Annotated in this window: 19 protein-coding genes, 1 other RNA gene and 1 pseudogene; 12 read left to right on the top strand and 9 right to left on the bottom strand. The window is 52.7% G+C overall.

Features of this window, described 5'->3' with window-relative positions; all coding sequences use genetic code 11:
* Positions 1-50 precede the first annotated feature (50 nt).
* Positions 51-641, bottom strand: coding sequence for a nucleotide exchange factor GrpE (gene grpE / locus EBL_RS04535; protein WP_002444309.1), 591 nt, complete (start codon positions 639-641; stop codon positions 51-53).
* Positions 642-763: 122 nt separating this feature from the next.
* On the opposite strand from grpE, the gene nadK reads away from it, so the two are divergent.
* The 3 genes from nadK to bamE all read left to right on the top strand — a co-directional run bounded on the left by nadK (position 764) and on the right by bamE (position 3,929).
* Positions 764-1,642 (top strand): NAD(+) kinase, encoded by an 879-nt coding sequence (nadK, locus tag EBL_RS04530; protein ID WP_002444311.1) that lies wholly within the window; start codon positions 764-766, stop codon positions 1,640-1,642.
* An 85-nt stretch (positions 1,643-1,727) separates the two neighbouring features.
* Positions 1,728-3,389, top strand: a complete 1,662-nt coding sequence (recN, locus tag EBL_RS04525; RefSeq protein WP_002444313.1) for a DNA repair protein RecN — start codon at positions 1,728-1,730, stop codon at positions 3,387-3,389.
* A 186-nt stretch (positions 3,390-3,575) separates the two neighbouring features.
* Complete coding sequence (gene bamE, locus EBL_RS04520; RefSeq protein WP_002444315.1) at positions 3,576-3,929, top strand: outer membrane protein assembly factor BamE; 354 nt, start codon at positions 3,576-3,578, stop codon at positions 3,927-3,929.
* 71 nt (positions 3,930-4,000) lie between these two features.
* On the opposite strand, the gene EBL_RS04515 is transcribed toward bamE, so the two are convergent.
* Entirely contained in the window at positions 4,001-4,291 is a 291-nt protein-coding gene (locus tag EBL_RS04515; protein WP_002444318.1) for an RnfH family protein, read from the bottom strand.
* Positions 4,281-4,718, bottom strand: a complete 438-nt coding sequence (locus EBL_RS04510; protein ID WP_014715868.1) for a type II toxin-antitoxin system RatA family toxin — start codon at positions 4,716-4,718, stop codon at positions 4,281-4,283. Before EBL_RS04510 ends, EBL_RS04515 begins: the two co-directional genes overlap by 11 nt.
* Positions 4,719-4,891: 173 nt before the next feature.
* On the opposite strand from EBL_RS04510, the gene smpB reads away from it, so the two are divergent.
* The 3 genes from smpB to EBL_RS04500 all read left to right on the top strand — a co-directional run bounded on the left by smpB (position 4,892) and on the right by EBL_RS04500 (position 7,190).
* Complete coding sequence (gene smpB, locus EBL_RS04505; protein ID WP_002444322.1) at positions 4,892-5,374, top strand: SsrA-binding protein SmpB; 483 nt, start codon at positions 4,892-4,894, stop codon at positions 5,372-5,374.
* Between the two features lie 81 nt (positions 5,375-5,455).
* Positions 5,456-5,818, top strand: a transfer-messenger RNA (tmRNA) gene (gene ssrA / locus EBL_RS19660).
* Positions 5,819-6,002: 184 nt separating this feature from the next.
* Positions 6,003-7,190: an integrase domain-containing protein gene (locus EBL_RS04500; RefSeq protein ID WP_002444325.1), complete on the top strand. Its 1,188-nt coding sequence runs from the start codon at positions 6,003-6,005 to the stop codon at positions 7,188-7,190.
* Positions 7,191-7,224: 34 nt separating this feature from the next.
* On the opposite strand, the gene EBL_RS04495 is transcribed toward EBL_RS04500, so the two are convergent.
* The 4 genes from EBL_RS04495 to EBL_RS04480 form a co-directional block, all read right to left on the bottom strand.
* A complete protein-coding gene (locus EBL_RS04495) occupies positions 7,225-8,973 on the bottom strand; it encodes an ATP-dependent nuclease (RefSeq protein ID WP_002444327.1) in 1,749 nt (582 codons plus the stop codon).
* A gap of 390 nt (positions 8,974-9,363) precedes the next feature.
* A complete protein-coding gene (locus EBL_RS04490) occupies positions 9,364-9,930 on the bottom strand; it encodes a phage polarity suppression protein (RefSeq protein ID WP_002444329.1) in 567 nt (188 codons plus the stop codon).
* A gap of 16 nt (positions 9,931-9,946) precedes the next feature.
* A complete protein-coding gene (locus tag EBL_RS04485) occupies positions 9,947-10,192 on the bottom strand; it encodes an ogr/Delta-like zinc finger family protein (protein WP_000984205.1) in 246 nt (81 codons plus the stop codon).
* Positions 10,189-10,926 (bottom strand): hypothetical protein, encoded by a 738-nt coding sequence (locus EBL_RS04480; protein WP_002444335.1) that lies wholly within the window; start codon positions 10,924-10,926, stop codon positions 10,189-10,191. The genes EBL_RS04485 and EBL_RS04480 overlap by 4 nt, the downstream gene beginning before the upstream one ends.
* Before the next feature lie 540 nt (positions 10,927-11,466).
* Between EBL_RS04480 and EBL_RS04475 the strand changes: the two genes are divergently transcribed.
* From EBL_RS04475 to EBL_RS04455, 5 genes are read left to right on the top strand one after another with little or no spacing between them, the layout of a single operon-like run.
* On the top strand, positions 11,467-11,733 hold the full coding sequence (locus tag EBL_RS04475; protein ID WP_000556587.1) for a helix-turn-helix transcriptional regulator: 267 nt from the start codon (positions 11,467-11,469) through the stop codon (positions 11,731-11,733).
* Complete coding sequence (locus EBL_RS04470; RefSeq protein ID WP_034920516.1) at positions 11,730-12,281, top strand: host cell division inhibitor Icd-like protein; 552 nt, start codon at positions 11,730-11,732, stop codon at positions 12,279-12,281. The genes EBL_RS04475 and EBL_RS04470 overlap by 4 nt, the downstream gene beginning before the upstream one ends.
* On the top strand, positions 12,278-12,505 hold the full coding sequence (locus tag EBL_RS04465; RefSeq protein ID WP_002444348.1) for a hypothetical protein: 228 nt from the start codon (positions 12,278-12,280) through the stop codon (positions 12,503-12,505). The genes EBL_RS04470 and EBL_RS04465 overlap by 4 nt, the downstream gene beginning before the upstream one ends.
* Positions 12,502-12,822, top strand: coding sequence for a DUF5375 domain-containing protein (locus EBL_RS04460; protein WP_002444351.1), 321 nt, complete (start codon positions 12,502-12,504; stop codon positions 12,820-12,822). Before EBL_RS04465 ends, EBL_RS04460 begins: the two co-directional genes overlap by 4 nt.
* A 14-nt stretch (positions 12,823-12,836) precedes the next feature.
* Positions 12,837-15,170 carry a primase-helicase zinc-binding domain-containing protein gene (locus EBL_RS04455; RefSeq protein ID WP_002444353.1) on the top strand — a complete coding sequence of 778 codons (2,334 nt, stop codon included), beginning with the start codon at positions 12,837-12,839 and terminating at the stop codon, positions 15,168-15,170.
* Positions 15,171-16,003: 833 nt separating this feature from the next.
* Here the strand turns inward: EBL_RS04455 and EBL_RS04450 are convergent.
* On the bottom strand, positions 16,004-17,392 hold the full coding sequence (locus EBL_RS04450; RefSeq protein ID WP_002444356.1) for an APC family permease: 1,389 nt from the start codon (positions 17,390-17,392) through the stop codon (positions 16,004-16,006).
* Positions 17,393-17,938: 546 nt separating this feature from the next.
* Here EBL_RS04450 and EBL_RS04445 point away from each other — a divergent pair.
* Entirely contained in the window at positions 17,939-18,466 is a 528-nt protein-coding gene (locus tag EBL_RS04445) for a rhodanese family protein (RefSeq protein WP_002444360.1), read from the top strand.
* A 12-nt stretch (positions 18,467-18,478) separates the two neighbouring features.
* Here the strand turns inward: EBL_RS04445 and EBL_RS04440 are convergent.
* Positions 18,479-19,310 (bottom strand): annotated as a pseudogene (locus tag EBL_RS04440) (alpha/beta fold hydrolase).
* Positions 19,311-19,414: the final 104 nt, after the last annotated feature.

Below are 19,414 nucleotides of genomic sequence, written 5' to 3'. Positions count from 1 at the left end.
AGCAAAAGGCCAGTCAGTGACTGGCCTTTTTGTTCCTGGCGTTACCGGGCTCAGGCTTTCGCTTTCGCCACAGAGACCATTGCCGCGCGAATAGTACGACCATTCAGCGTATAGCCTTTCTGCATCACCATCAGTACGTGGTTGGGTGCCACCTCGTCTGACTCCACCATCGCAATGGCCTGGTGAACATCCGGGTTAAACGGCTCATTCACTTCCCCGACAACTTCTACGCCGAATTTACGCACCACATCCAGCATCGATTTGCGGGTAAGCTCGATACCTTCCACCATCGGTGCCAGGTCCGGGTTATTTTTATCGGCCACTTCCAGGGCCCGATCCAGACTGTCGATCACCGGCAGCAGTTCGTTAACGAACTTTTCAAGAGCAAATTTATGTGCCTTTTCGACATCCTGCTCTGTACGACGGCGCAGGTTTTCCATCTCTGCTTTAGCGCGCAGCAACGCGTCGCGTTCATGCTGCTGCACTTCAGCCAGTTGAGCTTCGAGGTTTGCGATGCGTTCGTCGCGCGGATCCACCGTGTTCGCATTCTCTGCCGCGACTTCCACTTCCTCGTGTTGCTCCATGGCCTGTTTCTCCTCAGAGAGTTGCTCTTCTGGTGCTTTCTGTTCTTGACTACTCATGAAATTCTCCGCGTTCTTTTGGCATTCATCTCGCTACCTGGCTTATTATGGGGATCAGTAGCCGGGTTTCAAGAGAACCTGACAGATTGTCGTTAATTGCTCAGCACAAGGACCACTGGATAATGACCATGCATTTTAATTGTATCGGTATTGTCGGGCACCCGCGTCACCCAACTGCACTAACAACACATGAAATGTTATACCGCTGGCTTAGCGAGCAGGGTTATGAGGTGATGGTTGAGCAACAAATCGCCCATGAACTGCGCCTCAAAAATGTGAAAACCGGCACCCTGGCAGAAATTGGCCAGCAGGCAGACCTGGCCGTGGTCGTCGGGGGGGATGGCAACATGCTGGGGGCGGCCCGGGTACTGGCACGCTATGATATCAAAGTTATCGGTATCAACCGCGGCAACCTGGGCTTTCTGACCGATCTTGACCCGGATAACGCCCAGCAACAGCTGGCCGATGTGCTGGAAGGCCACTACATCATTGAGCGCCGCTTCCTGCTGGAGGCGCAAATTCGCCATCACGATCGCCATACCTGCCTGAGCACCGCCATTAACGAAGTGGTCCTGCACCCGGGCAAAGTGGCCCATATGATCGAGTTTGAAGTCTATATTGACGAAGTTTTCGCGTTTTCCCAGCGCTCTGATGGCCTGATCATCTCCACCCCGACCGGTTCAACGGCCTATTCACTTTCGGCCGGTGGCCCGATCCTCACCCCGTCGCTGGACGCCATCACCCTGGTGCCGATGTTCCCCCATACCTTGTCCGCCCGCCCGCTGGTGATCAACGGCGACAGCACCATTCGCCTGCGTTTTTCCCATATGCGCAGCGATCTGGAAATCAGCTGTGACAGCCAGATAGCCCTGCCGATTCAGGAGGGGGACGATGTGTTCATCCGGCGGTGCGATTACCACCTGAACCTTATCCACCCTAAAGACTACAGCTATTTCAATACATTAAGTTCTAAACTCGGCTGGTCTAAAAAATTGTTCTAAAATTGCCTTAACCACTTTACTGTATATAAAGCCAGTATATACTGTATGAAATTACAGTTCTGCTGTTATATACAGGAAGGTGGCTATGCTGGCGCAACTGACAATCACAAATTTTGCTATTGTTCGTGAACTGGAAATCGACTTTCACCAGGGGATGACGGCAATCACCGGGGAGACCGGGGCAGGCAAATCTATCGCTATCGACGCCCTTGGCCTGTGCCTGGGTGGCCGGGCGGAAGGGGATATGGTCCGCCCGGGCGCCACACGCGCCGATCTCTGCGCCCGCTTCTCCCTCCGGGATACCCCCGCCGCCCGCCGCTGGCTGGAGGAAAACGCCCTGGATGACGGTAACGAATGCCTGTTACGCCGGGTGCTCAGCAGCGACGGCCGCTCACGTGGGTTTATCAACGGCACGGCGGTGCCGCTGTCTCAGTTGCGTGAACTTGGCCAGCAGTTAATTCAAATCCACGGCCAGCATGCCCATCAGTTATTACTCCGGCCCGAACATCAAAAACACCTGCTGGATGGCTACACCGGCGAAAGCGAACTGCTGGCGGCAATGGCCGCCGCCTACCAGCAATGGCACCACAGCTGCCGTGAGCTGGCCCGGCATCAGCAGCTTTCTCAGGAGCGGGCCGCCCGTGCGGAACTGCTGCAGTACCAGCTAAAAGAGCTCAATGAATTTGCCCCCCGGAGCGGGGAGTTTGAACAGATTGATGAAGAGTACAAACTGCTGGCTAACAGCGGGCAGTTGCTTTCACTGGGCCAGCAGGCGCTGGGTGTGCTGGCAGAAGCGGAAGAGTGCAATATTCAGAGCCAGCTCTACAGCGTGCGCCAGACCCTTGGCGAGCTGATCTCCATGGACGATAAGCTCGCCCCCCTGCTGGATCTGCTGGAAGAGGCCGCAATACAGATTGATGAAGCCAGCACGGAGCTTCGCCACTATTGCGAGCGGCTGGATCTGGATCCAAACCGGCTGTATGAGCTGGAGCAGCGCATTTCGCGCCAGATATCCCTGGCCCGCAAGCACCAGACCACGCCGGAGGCCCTCCCTGCCCTGCACCACTCCCTGCTGGAGGAGCAGCGCCAGCTGGACTCCCAGGCCGATGATGCCGATGCCCTGGCCGCCGCTGTAGAGCAGCATCACCAGCAGGCGCTGACGATTGCCCGCCAGCTGCACCAGTGCCGTAATCATCAGGCCAGTGAGCTCAGCCGGCTTATCACCGAAAGCATCCACGCCCTTGCCATGCCGCACGGTGTCCTGGAGATAGCCATCACCTTTGATGAAAACCACCTGTCTGCCGAAGGGGCTGACCGGGTTGAGTTCCGGGTTTCCACAAACCCGGGTCAGCCGTTACAGCCCCTGGCGAAGGTGGCCTCCGGCGGTGAGCTGTCGCGTATTGCGCTGGCGATTCAGGTGATCACGGCCCATAAAATGGAAACCCCGGCCCTGATTTTCGATGAGGTAGACGTAGGGATCAGCGGCCCGACAGCGGCGGTTGTCGGCAGGCTGCTGCGCCAGCTTGGCGAATCAACCCAGGTAATGTGCGTTACCCACCTGCCCCAGGTGGCCGGTTGCGGGCACCATCATTTCTTTGTCAGCAAGACAACGGATGGTGAAATGACCGAGACCCATATGCAGGCACTGAATAAGCGTGCCCGGTTGCAGGAGCTGGCCCGCTTACTGGGCGGCAGCGCGGTAACCCGCAATACGCTGGCTAACGCCCGGGAGTTACTGGCGGCCTGATTTGTATAAAAATTCATCTTTACATGATTTCAGGTGACGATTAACGGGCGTTTTCATCAACTTTTTTCGCCCGCTGCGGTCATAGTGAAGCGTCTGAAGGTTTTAAACTGCGCGAAGGTTTATTATCATCAGCATATTATAGATAAGCCACGAACTTACTCGGGCCCGAAAAGGAATAAAATCACTATGCGCTGTAAAACGCTGACTGCTGCCGTTGCGGCTCTTCTGATGCTGACTGCGGGTTGTTCCACCCTGGAACGCGTGGTTTATCGTCCTGATATCAACCAGGGTAACTACCTGACCAGCACAGATATCGCGAAAGTTCACCAGGGCATGACCCAGCAGCAGGTTGCTTACGCACTGGGAACCCCGATGATGAGCGATCCGTTCGGCACCAACACCTGGTTCTATGTCTTCCGCCAGCAGCCAGGCCATGAGAAGGTCACCCAGCAAACGCTGACGCTCACCTTCGACAGCAACGGCATTCTGACCAATATCGCCAACAAACCGGCGCTGAGCCGCAAGAACAGCAGCGACTGATTCGCCAGACCAACAAAAAAGGTGCCAGTGGCACCTTTTTTGTTTTCATGAGAACCCGCCATTCACGGCACTTATTTTCTGGCTGATTTCTCTGCCCGCTCCCGGCGCAGCGCGCGCGGATCGGCAATCAGTGGCCGGTAAATCTCAACCCTGTCCCCTTCGTGTACCGGATCCGTCAGCTTTGCCGGGCGGCTATAGATGCCGACCTTATTTCTGGCCAGATCAATTTCCGGGCGCAGCTCAGGAATACCGGAGGCGAGAATAGCCGCTTCTACGGTCGCCCCCTCCGGCAGGGTAACCTTGCGCAGGTACTGCTTCTGCGCCAGGGCATAAATCACTTCAACATGGATCTCAGGCGACACGGTAAACCTCTTTGGCCCGGCTGGTAAACGCCTGCACCATACTCAGGGCCAGCTCTTTGAACACCCGGCCAAAAGCCAGCTCAATGAGCTTATTGGTAAATTCAAAATCCAGATGGAACTCAATACGGCAGGCATCAGACGTTAGCGGGGTAAATTTCCAGCCTCCGGCCAGGGAGCGGAACGGGCCGTCTACCAGCTGCATTAAAATGCTCTGGTTACTGGTCAGCACATTACGTGTGGTGAATGTTTTACTGATCCCGGCCTTCGATACATCCACGGCGGCGGTCATCTCGGCTGGCGAAGAATGCAATACCCGGGAGCCCACGCACCCTGGCAAAAACTGCGGATAAGATTGCACATCATTCACTAACTTATACATCTGCTCCGCGCTGAAAGGGACCAGTGCGGTACGGCTGATCTGCGGCATAGTCATTCCCGTGAGTCATACAACGCGCGAATAATAACATTTATCCATCTGCAAACAAAAAACTCTGGCGCAAAGCGTGCTATACCGCCCCTGCCCCATGCTAAGATAACGTCTTTCAGCCCCCACGGGATGGGGTGCTAATTACCGTCGGATTACGTATACTGAGCGGCACTATGACGAAGAAAAAAGCACACAAACCTGGCTCAGCCACGATCGCGCTTAACAAGCGCGCCCGCCATGAATACTTCATTGAAGAAGAGATTGAGGCTGGTCTTTCCCTGCAGGGCTGGGAAGTGAAATCCCTGCGCGCCGGGAAGGCAAATATCAGTGACAGCTATGTGATCCTCAAAGACGGGGAGGCATTTCTGTTCGGTTCAAACTTCACGCCGCTGAGTGTCGCTTCCACGCATGTGGTGTGCGATCCCACCCGGACCCGCAAACTGCTGCTGAACCAGCGCGAGCTGGATTCACTCTACGGCCAGATCAACCGCGGTGGCTATACGGTCGTCGCCCTGTCCTTATACTGGAAGAATGCCTGGTGTAAGGTCAAAATCGGCGTTGCCAAAGGTAAACAGCAGCACGATAAGCGTTCGGATTTGAAAGAGCGCGAATGGCAGCTGGATAAAGCCCGGATTATGAAAAACGCGGGCCGCTGATCCGGGTGAGAATAACGGCCAGCGCAGAAAACAGCGCTGGCGGCACGGGTGTGAAGTCTGTTATAATCCGTTTTACATTTTGGGGCTGATTCTGGATTCGACAGGATTCGCGAAACCCAAGGTGCATGCCGAGGGGCGGTTGGCCTCGTTAAAAGCCGCAAAAAAATAGTCGCAAACGACGAAAACTACGCTTTAGCAGCTTAATAACCTGCTCAGAGCCCTCTCTCCCTAGCCTCCGCTCTTAGGACGGGGATCAAGAGAGGTCAAACCCAAAAGAGATCGCGTGGATGCCCTGCCTGGGGTTGAAGCGTTAAATCTAATCAGGCTAGTCTGGTAGTGGCGTGTCTGTCCGCAGGTGCCAGGCGAATGTAAAGACTGACTAAGCATGTAGTACCGAGGATGTAGGAATTTTGGACGCGGGTTCAACTCCCGCCAGCTCCACCAAATCATGATCCGGATACGTCCGGTGAAGTACAGAAAGCCCGCATGGCACAAGCCCTGCGGGCTTTTTTGTGTCTGCCGTTGTCCGAGAACATCCGGCTAAATCCGGTGATTATTGGTATACGTTTAGGTATACGGTAGGATGTATACCTAAACGCGTATACCAATTCATGAAGGAGCGGCCACAGTGGCACGGACAACACGCCCCCTGACAAACACCGAAGTTCTGCGCGCAAAAGCGTTAGAGAAGGATCTAACGCTGCATGATGGCGATGGGCTTTTCCTTATAGTGAAAACCAGCGGGAAAAAGCTCTGGCGTTTCCGTTATCAACGCCCGGCAACAAAGCAGCGAACAATGATGGGGCTCGGTGCCTTCCCTGCTCTTTCACTTGCTGATGCCCGAGGGTTAAGAACGGATTACCTTGCCTTGTTAGCCAACGGAATCGACCCGCAGATTCAAGCTGAAGTTGCAGAGGAAGCGCAGCAAATCGCACTGGACAGTATTTTTTCAACGGTCGCCGCTAACTGGTTCCAGCTCAAAAGCAAAAGCGTTACCCCTGATTACGCAAAAGACATTTGGCGCTCACTGGAGAAAGATGTATTCCCTGCCATCGGTGAGATCCCCGTTCAGCAAATCAAAGCCCGGACACTGGTTGAAGCTCTTGAGCCAATAAAAGCACGTGGAGCACTTGAGACTGTGCGCCGGTTGGTGCAGCGCATCAACGAGATAATGATTTATGCCGTAAACACAGGTCTGATTGATGCGAATCCGGCTTCAGGTGTTGGCATGGCTTTTGAGAAGCCCAAAAAGCAAAGCATGCCGACGCTGCGGCCAGAGGAATTACCAAAGCTGATGCGTTCGCTAATCATGTCAAATCTATCTGTTCCGACTCGCTGTCTTATTGAGTGGCAGCTCCTGACCCTTGTGCGCCCTTCTGAGGCTTCCGGTGCTCGGTGGGCGGAGATCGATCTCGATGCAAAGCTCTGGACTATTCCAGCCGAACGGATGAAGGCCAATCGAGAGCATGTTGTTCCCTTATCGCCTCAGGCATTAGAGATTCTGGAAGTGATGAAGCCAATCAGCGCTCATCGTGAACATGTTTTTCCCAGCAGGAATGATCCCAAGCAGCCAATGAATAGTCAGACAGCTAACGCCGCACTTAAGCGCATTGGATATGGTGGCAAACTTGTTGCTCATGGTCTGCGCTCTATTGCAAGTACAGCAATGAATGAAGCTGGTTTCAATGCAGATGTTATTGAGGCAGCACTAACCCATAGTGATAAAAATGAAGTTCGTCGAGCATATAATAGATCAACATACCTTGAAGCACGGAAAGAACTAATGGATTGGTGGGGTTTAGCCATATATAAATAAAACAGGCCGAGCATATAATGCTCGGCCCACTAATTTAATGCGCCATTATTTCATTTAAATACTTGATAATAGGCACTTTATTTATATCTTGATGTGCGATGTTTGGCTTTAAAACATCCTTCCAGTACAAGTTAGCATTAAATGGTTTGCTCCTATCACCACTATCCACAAATCGCAAAAAGTCAGGGATACTAGCATCTTGGTGAGCTGGTTCAAATGTAATATTATGAGTTCGAAGCAACCCTATATTTCCGTTCATTGCAGTGCAGTCACTCCTATACTGTTCTGAAATTGTTTTCTGTATTCCAGAATCAAAATCCGCATTGCCGAATTGATCTACGCTTACTATTCCTGCCTTGTCCGTATCACAAATCACATGATATTTAATGTTAAACCTTGAGAATATTTTCTGATAAAAAGGAATATTATTAACAGTACCGCAATTCAATACAAATATAGTTTTATCTGATGGAACCTCTTGTAAAAAAGCTCTAGATATTATTTCTTCTGTCGGCCCCTCAATCAAAAGTACCTCATCAGCATAGAATGACTCACAAATATAAGGGTTGAATCTTAAAACCTCATACATTTCTTGTTTAAGTTCATCATTTGTAGCAATCCCTTTTGCATCCTTCAAAAATTGATCATTGATTTGATATGATTTAGTTCCGGCAGAGTTATTGACTAATCGTATTATCGAAGATTTAGGTTTTGAAAGATCTATCATAGAAGATGAATGTGAAGCGCAAAGTACTTGATATGGAAGATCTTCAGTACTCACCTGATAAATCAGCTCTCGAAGTTCTTTCACCATTCTAGGATAGAGAAATAGCTCTGGCTCCTCAAACAGAACCATGTAATCTTTACGACCCTGCCTTCTTTCAAAACGTTCAGCCACATCTCTCATCAATAGTAATGTGAATATTGCTGTCCTGATGGTTCCGTGACCTACACTGCTATAGCTTGATGGAATGTTTTGATCAAAATCCCCTTGGCTATTTTTTTTCATAAACTCAATCTCAAAATCTCTGCCGAGTTTATTCTCAGTCCATATCACTCTATCTTTTTGATCTTTGAAGCATATAGCAGTATCGCCAAATATTTTATTGAAATATCCGTTAACTGAACTCTGATAGGTTTCAATTAATTCTGGATCATACATTTTATCTTGTAATTCTTTTATTTTATCCTGAGCTGCTTTTAATTCCTCAAGATCTGATGTTTTAAGTGTACTCTCAGCCATCATTTTTAGGATTTCATTGAGAATTTTCTTCGCTTCCTCCTCTGTTGGCATTGCTTTTATAAATACAGGTTTTGGTAAACAAGATTGGAAAACAGTATGCAAACCAACTGTTGCATACCCAATTTCGTCATATTCACCGTTCTCTCCTTTGCTATAATCAAAGGTATAGTTTTTGTCTTCTATTTTTGCTCCATCTTTTCTCCATACCTTCTTAATTCTTATATAATCATTATTTAAATATTTCTTATAGCTTTCCTTTTGCTTAGGTGCTTTAGCTTCTATTCTTTCTTTATCTAATTCATCAAGCTGAACTTCTAACTCGAACTCAATGGAATTATTACCATCTCGTTTAAAAAAATCATCGATGATAGGTTTTTCATTACTATAAAAAAACATATACGCTTTTAAAAAGGTTGATTTACCAGCATTGTTTGCTCCGTAAATAAAAAGTGTATTGGTATCTTTGAAGATTATTTTATTATTATCAATACCACCAGAAATAGTTCTAAAGTTATTTACGCCAAAAAAAGATATTTTCATATAACTCCCTTAATATGATTAATGCCGTTTGTAGCCAAAAATCCTCACCTAGCAGTATATTAATATCAAATAAAGACAACGCATGGATATAAGCTAATGTTAATTTTGTGAATTCATTAGCGATTTATCTGAGAATAAGAGTGACCGCAATCACAATCATATTGTGAAATTAAAAACAAACACCACATCTGGCGCGCAATGCTCTCCCCGCCACGCCTGCCCGCTTAAGGGACCGCTTTTAATGCAGGTGCAAAGGTGGTCTCAGGCTGCGCCGCGACTGGCGCAGGCAGGGAGTGCAGGGGCGGGAAAACACATGCAAAACCATGCACCTTATGGATGCATGGCTTAATTCGGGAAAAATGATGGGATTTACAGGGATTTTTTGACAGGCTACTGCGCGGCCAGTCCGGCGCGTCGACGGGTGTAAATCATGTTCTGTGCAGGGGTGAATTTTTCACGATTATCATCCCGCGAAGGCGCGTCAGGCCTGTATCCGATGGCCGTTAAAATATCGCTGTCCTGTGCAGAATAATTAATTTCATTTCCTGCGGTCAGCCAGACGGAAAGAGCTTCCCTCAGGTAAGAGACTGAACGGTCAAGCGCGCGATTTTTTATCATCGCGGGCTGGTTTTTAATCCCCATCAGCTCCGGTGCCAGTGCGGCGGCCAGCTCTGCGCCGTTCTGCTGCATAAAATCATGCAGCCGGTTACGGATGCTGATGCGCTGCACCTCCTCGTGCGAGAAGATGTAGCGACCGGCGGCCTGATTAACTTCCCATTTTTTTACGTCAATCAGGTCACGCAGCATCGGTAATCTGCGGGAGCCTGATACATTGTCATCCAGCAATAATTCCTGATATTCCTGCATTGCGGCGGCCAGTTCGGTTTTACGGTTCAGCCACGCGGTTTTGTTCGTCTGACAGGCGTCATAGGCCTGCTGTAAGGTCAGAGTGGTCACGGGTTGTCTCTCCTGATTAATGGCGGAACGGCGAGCTGTAGCAGCCTTTTACCCGACGGGGTGCCACGGGGGCTGTCGGCACCGGCGCGGGTTTCTCATCGACGACCGGCGAACGTATCACTTCAAAGATGGACTCATGCGTTTTGAATGTCGCCGAGCAGTGCACATTCTGGCACTGCAGGTAACTCTCTTTGACGCTGTCAGACATATAGCGGCTGGTGCGAACGTGTGCCGCCGTGCGGCAGAAAGGGCAGCGCATCATGACAATAACCCCCGTGCTTTCAGGTCAGCTTCACGTTCCCGCATTTTTTCCTGCCAGACTTTTCGCTGACCGGGCGTGGTCGCAACGTCATGTTCCATATGCGGCAGTGTGGAAGCCGACAGCCCTGTTTTAAACAGCACCGGTTCATCGGTCAGACGGATATTGCAGCCCTTTACGGCCTGTTCAAGCCACGCTTTCACCTGCTGCATTACAACTTTTTCCGGTTCGATATATCCCTGATGCCCGGTCGTATTAGCAAGCGGATTATTCAGAACCAGTATGTTGAGTTTCATTGCTCTGATGAGGGCACTGCAGCTTTCACGCAGGGCAGCATCAAGTTCATGCTCTGCATACTGACTGAGGACGCCGTGATGTGCCTGACGGTATGCTCTGGCCGTGCGGTCACAGGCTCCTTTGAGCCTGTCCAGCTCAAAAGACAGTACCTCGTTCATGCTGTCACATTCCTGCGCCAGTTCCCGCCGTGCCACGCGCGCCAGATGGCGTTGTTTCAGCTCGTCGGTAATGACAGCACCACCGGCACGAAAGGCGGCGCGCCATGCGCCGGAATCATTGCCGTTTTCCTGCTCCAGTTCCTTTTTTTGCGTTTGCACCTGGCTGATGGCCGTCGTGGTTTCATCCATACGGCTGGCATTGACGAGATGCGCCGAGCGGGCAGTCTCAAGGCGTTCCATTGCAGGTTTAAGGTAGTCGGGAATAACAGCGGTCTGAGTCATGTCGGGTCTCCTCTTCGTTTCAACCTGAGGAGATTCTGCCGCGCCAGACACAACAACACGATTCATTGCCGTTGTGGCAAAAATGGCACAAACAGACCTTAAAACCCGGCTGGCCAGAGAAAGGTCTCAGGAAAATCTTACTCACTGTTTGTTTTTTTACTTATAACTATTCACTACTGTTCACTGAAAAGAAAAAGATAAGTAATACAGTAAGATAAAGGGTGAACAGTTGAGGGTGTAACTGTTCACCGACTGTTCACTACTGTTCACCTTTTGCTTTTTGCCTGGGGTGTCGGATTTAGTCTTTTTTCCGATTAATTATGAGGAAATATATAAGTGAAAGTACTTAAAGTTACTGCAATGTAATGCATTGATTTGCATCTGTTTGCCAGCGTTTGCCATTGTTCAAAAATCGCTCTGTTGTGTGACGAGGAGCTATAAAAAGACTTGTTGCCCTGAGGGAAAATATTCACAAAATAGAGAGCTACCCGAAGCCGGACGGACACGACCGGCACTGTATGGACTTTGTGAGGTAGCCCGATGCACACCGCTTTTTCTTCCCCGTCTTCTGCCCCTGCCGCGCCGCTGATGCCGGTCTCTGATACCGTTCATGAGCGCTTTATCCGTCTGCCCGAAGTGATGCATCTGTGCGGCCTGTCCCGGTCGACCATTTACGACCTCATCAGCCGCGAGGCTTTCCCGAAACAAATCAGCCTGGGCGGTAAAAACGTGGCGTGGGCGCAGTCTGAAATCACCGCATGGATGGCAGATCGTATTGCCGAACGCAACCGGGGCTATGACGCATGATGATGACCGTTCAGCAAACCGTCCCTTTTTCTGGCTTGCTTCTTTTCGCCGTTTCCAGGTATAGTTTCCCCGCTGTCGCAAAATCGGCAGCCGGGCGTAGGAACCCGAGTTACTTCAAGGCGACACCAGACGCGCCATGCGTCTTTTTTTATGTCGTTGCTCAGGCACACCCATTTTTCGGGCTGTGGTGCTTATACCTTAGCCCCTGTCAGATAATGGTGGTCCGGGCGGGGCAGCCTTCGGGCTGGCCGGTTTCCTTGAAGGCCGGTATTCCTACCCCCGTTCGGGTCACCACCCATGAGCGTAGGAACTCCGGTGGTGGCAATAACCGCTACTTCAAGGAGGTTGCCCCTATGGCTACGACCCTCACTCCGTCACACCCGCAGTTTGTCTTTGTGTTTGCCGCCGTTCGTCGTGCAGACCGTAAACCCCGTATCTGTATGCTCCGCACTGTTGCCGGTGATGAACACGCCGCACGGCTTTCCCTCGTTCGCGATTACGTCCTCTCGTTCGCTGGCCGCCTGCCGGTTGCGGAGGTGCGCGCATGAAACACACCACCATTACCGCCCGTGACCTCGAATGCCTTGAGCACATGCGCAACATCGGCCAGCTCGTCAATGAGCTGATGCAGGTGCAGGACTGTGCGACCGTCAGGCGTGACCCGGTGCAGCAGTCACAGCTCACCTCCGTGATTTACCTCATGACCGCCCAGCTCGACGGTGTGGTCGAACGCTGCAATCAGCAGTGGCTGACCGGGGAAGGGAATGTATGAAAAAGCCATTACCCCCCGTATTACGCGCCGCGCTGTATCGTCGCGCCGTGGCCTGTGCATGGCTGACGGTATGCGAGCGTCAGTACCGCTATCCCTACCTCACCCTCGATGCACTGGAAAGCGCCATTGCCGCCGAGCTGGAGGGTTTCTATCTGCGTCAGCACGGTGAGGAAAAAGGCCGTCAGATTGCCTGCGCACTGCTGGAAGATTTAATGGAAGCCGGACCACTCAAGGCCGCGCCCTCACTGTCCTTTCTCGGGCTCGCGGTGATGGATGAACTTTGCGCCCGTCATATCACATCGCCTGTATTGCACTGAGGGAGAAAATAACCATGAAAATGAACGTAACGGAAACCGTAAAACATGCGTGCGGCCACTGGCCGCGTATCCTCCCGGCGCTGGGTGTGAAGGTGATTAAAAACCGCCATCAGTCCTGCCCGGTGTGTGGCGGCTCTGACCGTTTCCGCTTTGACGATAAAGAAGGGCGCGGGACGTGGTTCTGCAATCAGTGTGGCGCAGGTGACGGGCTTAAGCTGGTAGAGAAAGTGTTTGGCGTGACCCCGTCAGAAGCTGCCGGGAAGGTGAACGCCGTGACCGGCAATCTGTCACCGGTTGCCCCGGAAGTGATTGCGGCCGCAGAGGCTGAAACCGATGCCGACCGCAAAGCGGCGGCCGGGCTGGCCGCGAAACTGATGGAGAAAACCCGACCAGCCACCGGCAACGCCTACCTCACCCGAAAGGGCTTCCCCGCTCTGGAATGTCTGACGCTCACCGTCATGCATAAAACCGGCGGCGTGGCGTTCCACACCGGTGATGTGGCTGTCCCGCTGTATGACGATACCGGCGCACTGGTTAACCTTCAGCTTATCAATGCTGACGGTCTCAAACGCACCCTGAAAGGCGGTCAGGTCAAAGGGGCATGTCATATCATCGAAGGGAAAAAACAGGCCGGAAAACGCCTGTGGATTGCAGAGGGTTATGCGACCGCACTCACCGTGCATCACCTGACTGGGGAAACCGTCATGGTGGCGCTGTCCTCCGTGAACCTCCTTTCTCTGGCGAGCCTTGCCCGTCAGAAATATCCGGCCTGTCAGATTGTGCTCGCTGCCGACCGTGACCTTAACGGCGACGGCCAGAGTAAAGCCGCTGCGGCCGCAGATGCCTGTGAGGGCATTGTTGCCCTGCCGCCGGTGTTCGGTGACTGGAATGATGCGTTTATACAGTACGGCGAGGAGGCCACGCGCAAAGCCATTTATGACGCCATCAGGCCACCGGCGCAAAGTCCGTTCGATACCATGAGCGAGGCAGAATTTACCGCCATGAGCGCCAGCGACAAGGCCTTGCGGGTGCATGAGCATTACGGCGAAGCGCTGGCGGTGGATGCGAACGGCCAGCTCCTGTCCCGCTATGAAAACGGCATCTGGAAAAATATCCCTGCCGCCACTCTTTCACGGAATGTGGCTGACTTATTCCAGCGTCTGCGCGCCCCGTTCTCGTCCGGGAAAATTGCCTCGGTGGTGGAGACCCTGAAACTGATTATTCCACAGCAGGATACACCGGCGCGCCGTCTGATTGGCTTTCGCAACGGGGTACTCGATACCCAAAGCGGCGTATTCAGCCCGCACCACAAATCGCACTGGCTGCGCACGCTGTGCGACGTGGATTTCACCCCACCGGTGGAAGGGGAAACGCTGGAGACGCACGCGCCGAACTTCTGGCGCTGGCTCGACCGTGCGGCCGGTAAAAATCCACAAAAACGCGACGTGATTCTGGCTGCGCTGTTTATGGTGCTGGCGAACCGCTACGACTGGCAGCTCTTTCTCGAAGTCACCGGTCCCGGCGGGAGCGGCAAAAGTATTCTCGCCGAAATTGCGACCCTGCTTGCCGGGGAAGATAATGCCACGTCAGCCGATATCGACACACTGGAAGACCCGCGCAAGCGTGCCTCCCTGATTGGCTTTTCGCTTATCCGACTGCCTGACCAGGAAAAATGGAGTGGTGACGGCGCAGGACTTAAGGCCATCACCGGCGGCGATGCAGTCTCGGTTGACCCGAAATACCAGAACCCGTACTCAACACATATTCCGGCAGTGATTCTGGCCGTGAACAATAACCCGATGCGCTTCACCGACCGCAGCGGCGGCGTCTCCCGTCGCCGGGTGATTATTCATTTCCCGGAGCAGATTGCCCCGGAGGAACGCGACCCGCAGCTCAGGGATAAAATTGCGCGCGAGCTGGCCGTCATCGTGCGCCAGCTTATGCAGAAATTCAGCGACCCAATGGCAGCGCGCGCACTGCTCCAGTCGCAGCAGAACTCCGACGAGGCGCTCAGCATCAAGCGCGATGCTGACCCGACGTTTGATTTTTGCGGCTATCTGGAAATGCTCCCACAGACCAACGGGATGTTTATGGGTAATGCCAGCATCATCCCGCGTAATTACCGTAAATACCTCTATCATGCATATCTGGCCTATATGGAGGCTAACGGGTACAGGAACGTGCTCAGCCTGAAAATGTTCGGGCTGGGGCTGCCCATGATGCTGAAAGAGTACGGCCTGAATTATGAGAAGCGGCACACTAAGCAGGGGATACAAACCAATCTGTCGCTGAAAGAGGAAAGCTACGGCGACTGGCTGCCGAAATGCGACGAACCCGTAGCAACATAACCTCACTCAGACCGGCAACAGCCGGTCTTTTCCTTTCTGGCCATTGCCACAAGGTGAACAATCCACTGTTCACCCTTCACCGTATCTTCACCCTGTATCACCATGAAATTATTGATAAAAATTCAGAGGTGAACAGTGTGAACAGTAAAACCGAAAAAAACTTTTTATCCCCCCACGCATCGCCTGAGCGGACGGATCCAGAACGAGCAAAAATCACAAAGGTGAAGAGTCGACTGTTCACTCTTCACCAACTCATCACCACCTAACCACATGATATAAAATGATAAATAACCGAGGTGAACAGTGTGAACAGTTAAATGCAAAAAAACTTTTTTTCTGTGCTTATTGTTTAAAAAAAAGACCACATGAAAAAGGTGACACATTTCTAAAGAGGGATCGTATTACTATGACATTTCATAATTGGTACACGTTTAGGTACACAACTGAAAGTTTAATACGAAAAAGTCCTTTATATTTAATGCACTGAGGAATTTATTCAGACTCCGCCAGCCCACCAAAATTCTCCACCGGTGATTACCAGAGTCATCCGGTGAAGTCCTGAAAGCCCGCACGGCACAAGCCCTGCGGGCTTTTTTGTGCCTGCAATTTGCCCCGCGAAGTGAAAACAACTCATTAAATCCTAACCTTTCAGGCACTTCATAAAGCTAATACAGTTTATCCAGCAGAATAAGGTAATCGTGGGATATGTCAGCGGGATATACAAAAACAGGATGTCGCGGCAGCATTTCACCAGACGAACGCACTAAGAAGCATCCCGTCCTGGCCTGGCGGCCAGGACGTTAAACAACCCGCACATTTCAGAAAACGGTGAATTACGACTCCAGCGCCTGGCTTGCCGTATTCTCCCTGAACTGCGGCGGGGGCTTGCGGAACCGCTGAGTCAGATACGCCAGATACACCATTCCCAGCGCCGCCCACACCAGCCCCAGCGTCAGCGATGTGGCCTCAAGGTTGATCCACAGAACCCCGACCGTGAGCGCGCCCACCATCGGCAGGATCAGATAGTGGATACGATCCTTCCAGGTCTTGTTGTAGCCCTTGCGCCGCCAGAAGTGGTTAAACACCGACAGGTTCACAAAGGTAAAGGCCACCAGCGCCCCGAAGTTGATCAGTGCGGTAGCGGTTACCAGATCAAAAAACAGCGCCGAAAGCGCCACAATCCCTACCATGATCACGTTCAGCGCCGGTGTCCGCCAGCGTGGATGCACATAACCAAACACCCGCTCCGGGAACACATTATCGCGCCCCATCACATATAACAGGCGGGATACACTGGCGTGCGATGCCAGCCCGGACGCCAGGGTATTCACAAACGTGGTGCACAGGAAAATAGACTGGAACAGCTTGCCGCCCACATACAGCGCTATCTCCGGTAATGCCGCATCGGGCTCTTTAAAGCGGTGGATATCCGGAAAGAAAAGCTGAATAAAAAAAGACGCGACAATAAAAATAATACCGCCGTACATTGCCGTCAGGAAAATCGCCCGTGGGATCACCCGGGCCGCGTCCGGCGTCTCCTCCGATAATGTCGTGACTGCATCAAACCCCAAAAACGAGAAGCAGACTATCGTGGCACCGGTAATAATCGGGATCAGGTGAGCGTTCTCGCTGACAAAAGGCTGAAGCGACCAGACGGTTCCTGTCCCCTCCCCTTTGTGCAGCCCCTGGATCACCAACACAATAAACACCACCATAATGGCAATCTGCACCAGGACAAACAGCGTATTAAAGTTAGCCACCAGGTTGACACTCTTAAGGTTCGCCGCCGTCAGGATCACCACAAATCCCACCACCCAGATCCACGGGGGCACGCCGGGGAACATGGCGGAAAGATAAATTTTCGCCAGCAATACGTTAATCATCGGCAGGAACAGGTAGTCCAGCAGCGACGACCACCCCACCATAAACCCCACATGGGGGCTGATGGATTTCTGGGCATAGGTATAAGCGGAGCCCGCCTCCGGAAACTGGCGCACCAGCTTGCCGTAGCTGATGGCGGTAAACAGCACACCGGCCAGCGCCAGCAAATAAGAAGCAGGCACATGGCCCTCACTGATACCGGAAACAATCCCGAACGTATCAAACACCGTCATCGGCGTCAGATACGCCAGCCCCATCATCACAACTTGCCAGAGTTTAAGAGACTTACGCAGCCGTGGCTTACCGGCCTCTGTTGAGTGACTGAAATGATTAGTCGCCATTGCGGGCCGCTCCCATACAGACAACGGGCTCGGGGCATACCATGTCACCGGCTCCACGGATTTTTAACCACATACCCTCATACACAGCGGCAAAACAGACGCACATATAACAGCTTTCGCCCCGGGGGGATCTCAACATCTGCATCATCTCATTTCCTCGTCACAGTTTAAGCATTCACTGAAGCCCGTTGCCGCCTGCGCTCCATAACGCGACATCCGGGAAATGGCTGGCGCACCAGCAAAGTCAGGCCAGGCTCCGCTCAGGCCCGATGATGCCTCCCCGCAAGAGCAGTACCCCGGCAGGTTTCAGGGGGGTGACAAATAATGCCCTCCTGATCGCATGTATATGCAAATAAATCGCTGGAAAATGTTAATGTATATTTGCAAAAAACACGATAAATGTTACTCAACTGAAAAATAATAACCAAAGCGGCCAATTTGACGACGGATCAGAGGATGATTTAATCCACTCTGTGAGGGCGATCATGGGAAACTGAGCGACCAGACTGCCGCGTCATACCCGTTAAATTGCCCGGAGGAAGCAAAATGACATACACCACCACCAGTGCAGCACAGGCCAGCCAGCAGCTTGCTGCCGGGGCTATTCTGGTTGATATCCGCGAGCCGGATGAATATCGCCATGAACACATTCCCGGAGCCCGTTCTCTGCCGCTAAGCAGCATTCAGCAGGGCAGCACCCTGGGGGATGATGCCCCCGCCGGTGCGCCGGTTATCTTTCACTGTCAGGGAGGGAACCGCACCGCCGGTAACGCGCAATCGCTTGTCCGGGCGGCGCCCGGGCGGAAGGTCATGCTGCTGGAGGGCGGCATAGCCGCCTGGAAACGGGCCGGGCTGGCAACCGCCCGGGACGGCCGCCAGCCACTGCCCATTATGCGCCAGGTACAAATCGTCGCCGGAACCATTATCCTGGCGGGTGTCATCGCCGGCTATGCCGTCAGCCCGGGGTTCTTTTTACTCTCTGGTTTTGTCGGGGCTGGCCTGCTGTTTGCCGGGGTCAGCGGCTGGTGCGGCATGGCACTCCTGCTGGGGAAAATGCCCTGGAACCGCCAGTAACCCCGGCACGCCTCAGCTGCGGATAAACGCCAGCAGATCCCCATTGATGGTGGCAGCATGGGTCGTGGGCATACCGTGGGGGAAACCCGCATAGGTTTTCAGCGTGCCGTTTTTCAGTAACTTTGCCGACAACGGGGCGGAATCCGCATAAGGGACTATCTGGTCATCGTCCCCCGTGCATCACCAGTACCGGCACCGTAACCGTTGTCAGATCAGGGGTAAAATCGGTCTGTGAAAACGCCACAATCCCGTCGAAATGGGCCTTGGCGCCCCCTTCCATGCCCTGGCGCCACCAGTTGAGGATAATCCCCGGCTGTGGCGTCACCCCTTCGCGGTTAAAGCCGTAAAACGGCCCGGAGGCAATATTGTGGTAAAACACGGCGCGGTTTGTCGCCACCTGCAACTGGAAATCATCAAACACCGCTTTCGGCAAGCCGCCGGGATTTGCCGGGGACTGCACCATAATCGGGGGAACAGCACTTATCAGCACCGCCTTACGCACCCGGGAATCACCGTGGCGCGCCACATAGTGAATCACCTCTCCGCCGCCGGTTGAGTGCCCCACATGGACCACATCGTGAAGATCAAGATGCCGGACCACAGCCAGGACATCGTCCGCATAGTGGTCCATATCATGCCCGTCCGGCACCTGGGCTGAACGCCCATGGCCACGCCGGTCATGGGCCACAACCCGGAACCCCTGCGCGAGGAAAAACATCATCTGGGCGTCCCAGTCGTCGGCACTCAGCGGCCAGCCGTGGTGAAAATAGATAACCGGCGCATCCTGTGGGCCCCAGTCTTTATAAAAAATCGCTACGCCATCCTGTGTTGTCACAAACCCCATACAGATACCCCCGTCGGATAAGTCATCTGATCAGTGCAGCCTGGCTGTTAATCCTGTGGCCTGATTTCGTGATCCACAGCACAGCAGTTCTATCAGCGTAGACT

The organism is Shimwellia blattae DSM 4481 = NBRC 105725 (assembly GCF_000262305.1).
GTDB classification, from domain to species: Bacteria; Pseudomonadota; Gammaproteobacteria; order Enterobacterales; family Enterobacteriaceae; genus Shimwellia; species Shimwellia blattae.
The sequence above is the reverse complement of the archived record's forward strand: the minus strand, read 5'-3'. Positions and strand labels throughout refer to the sequence as shown.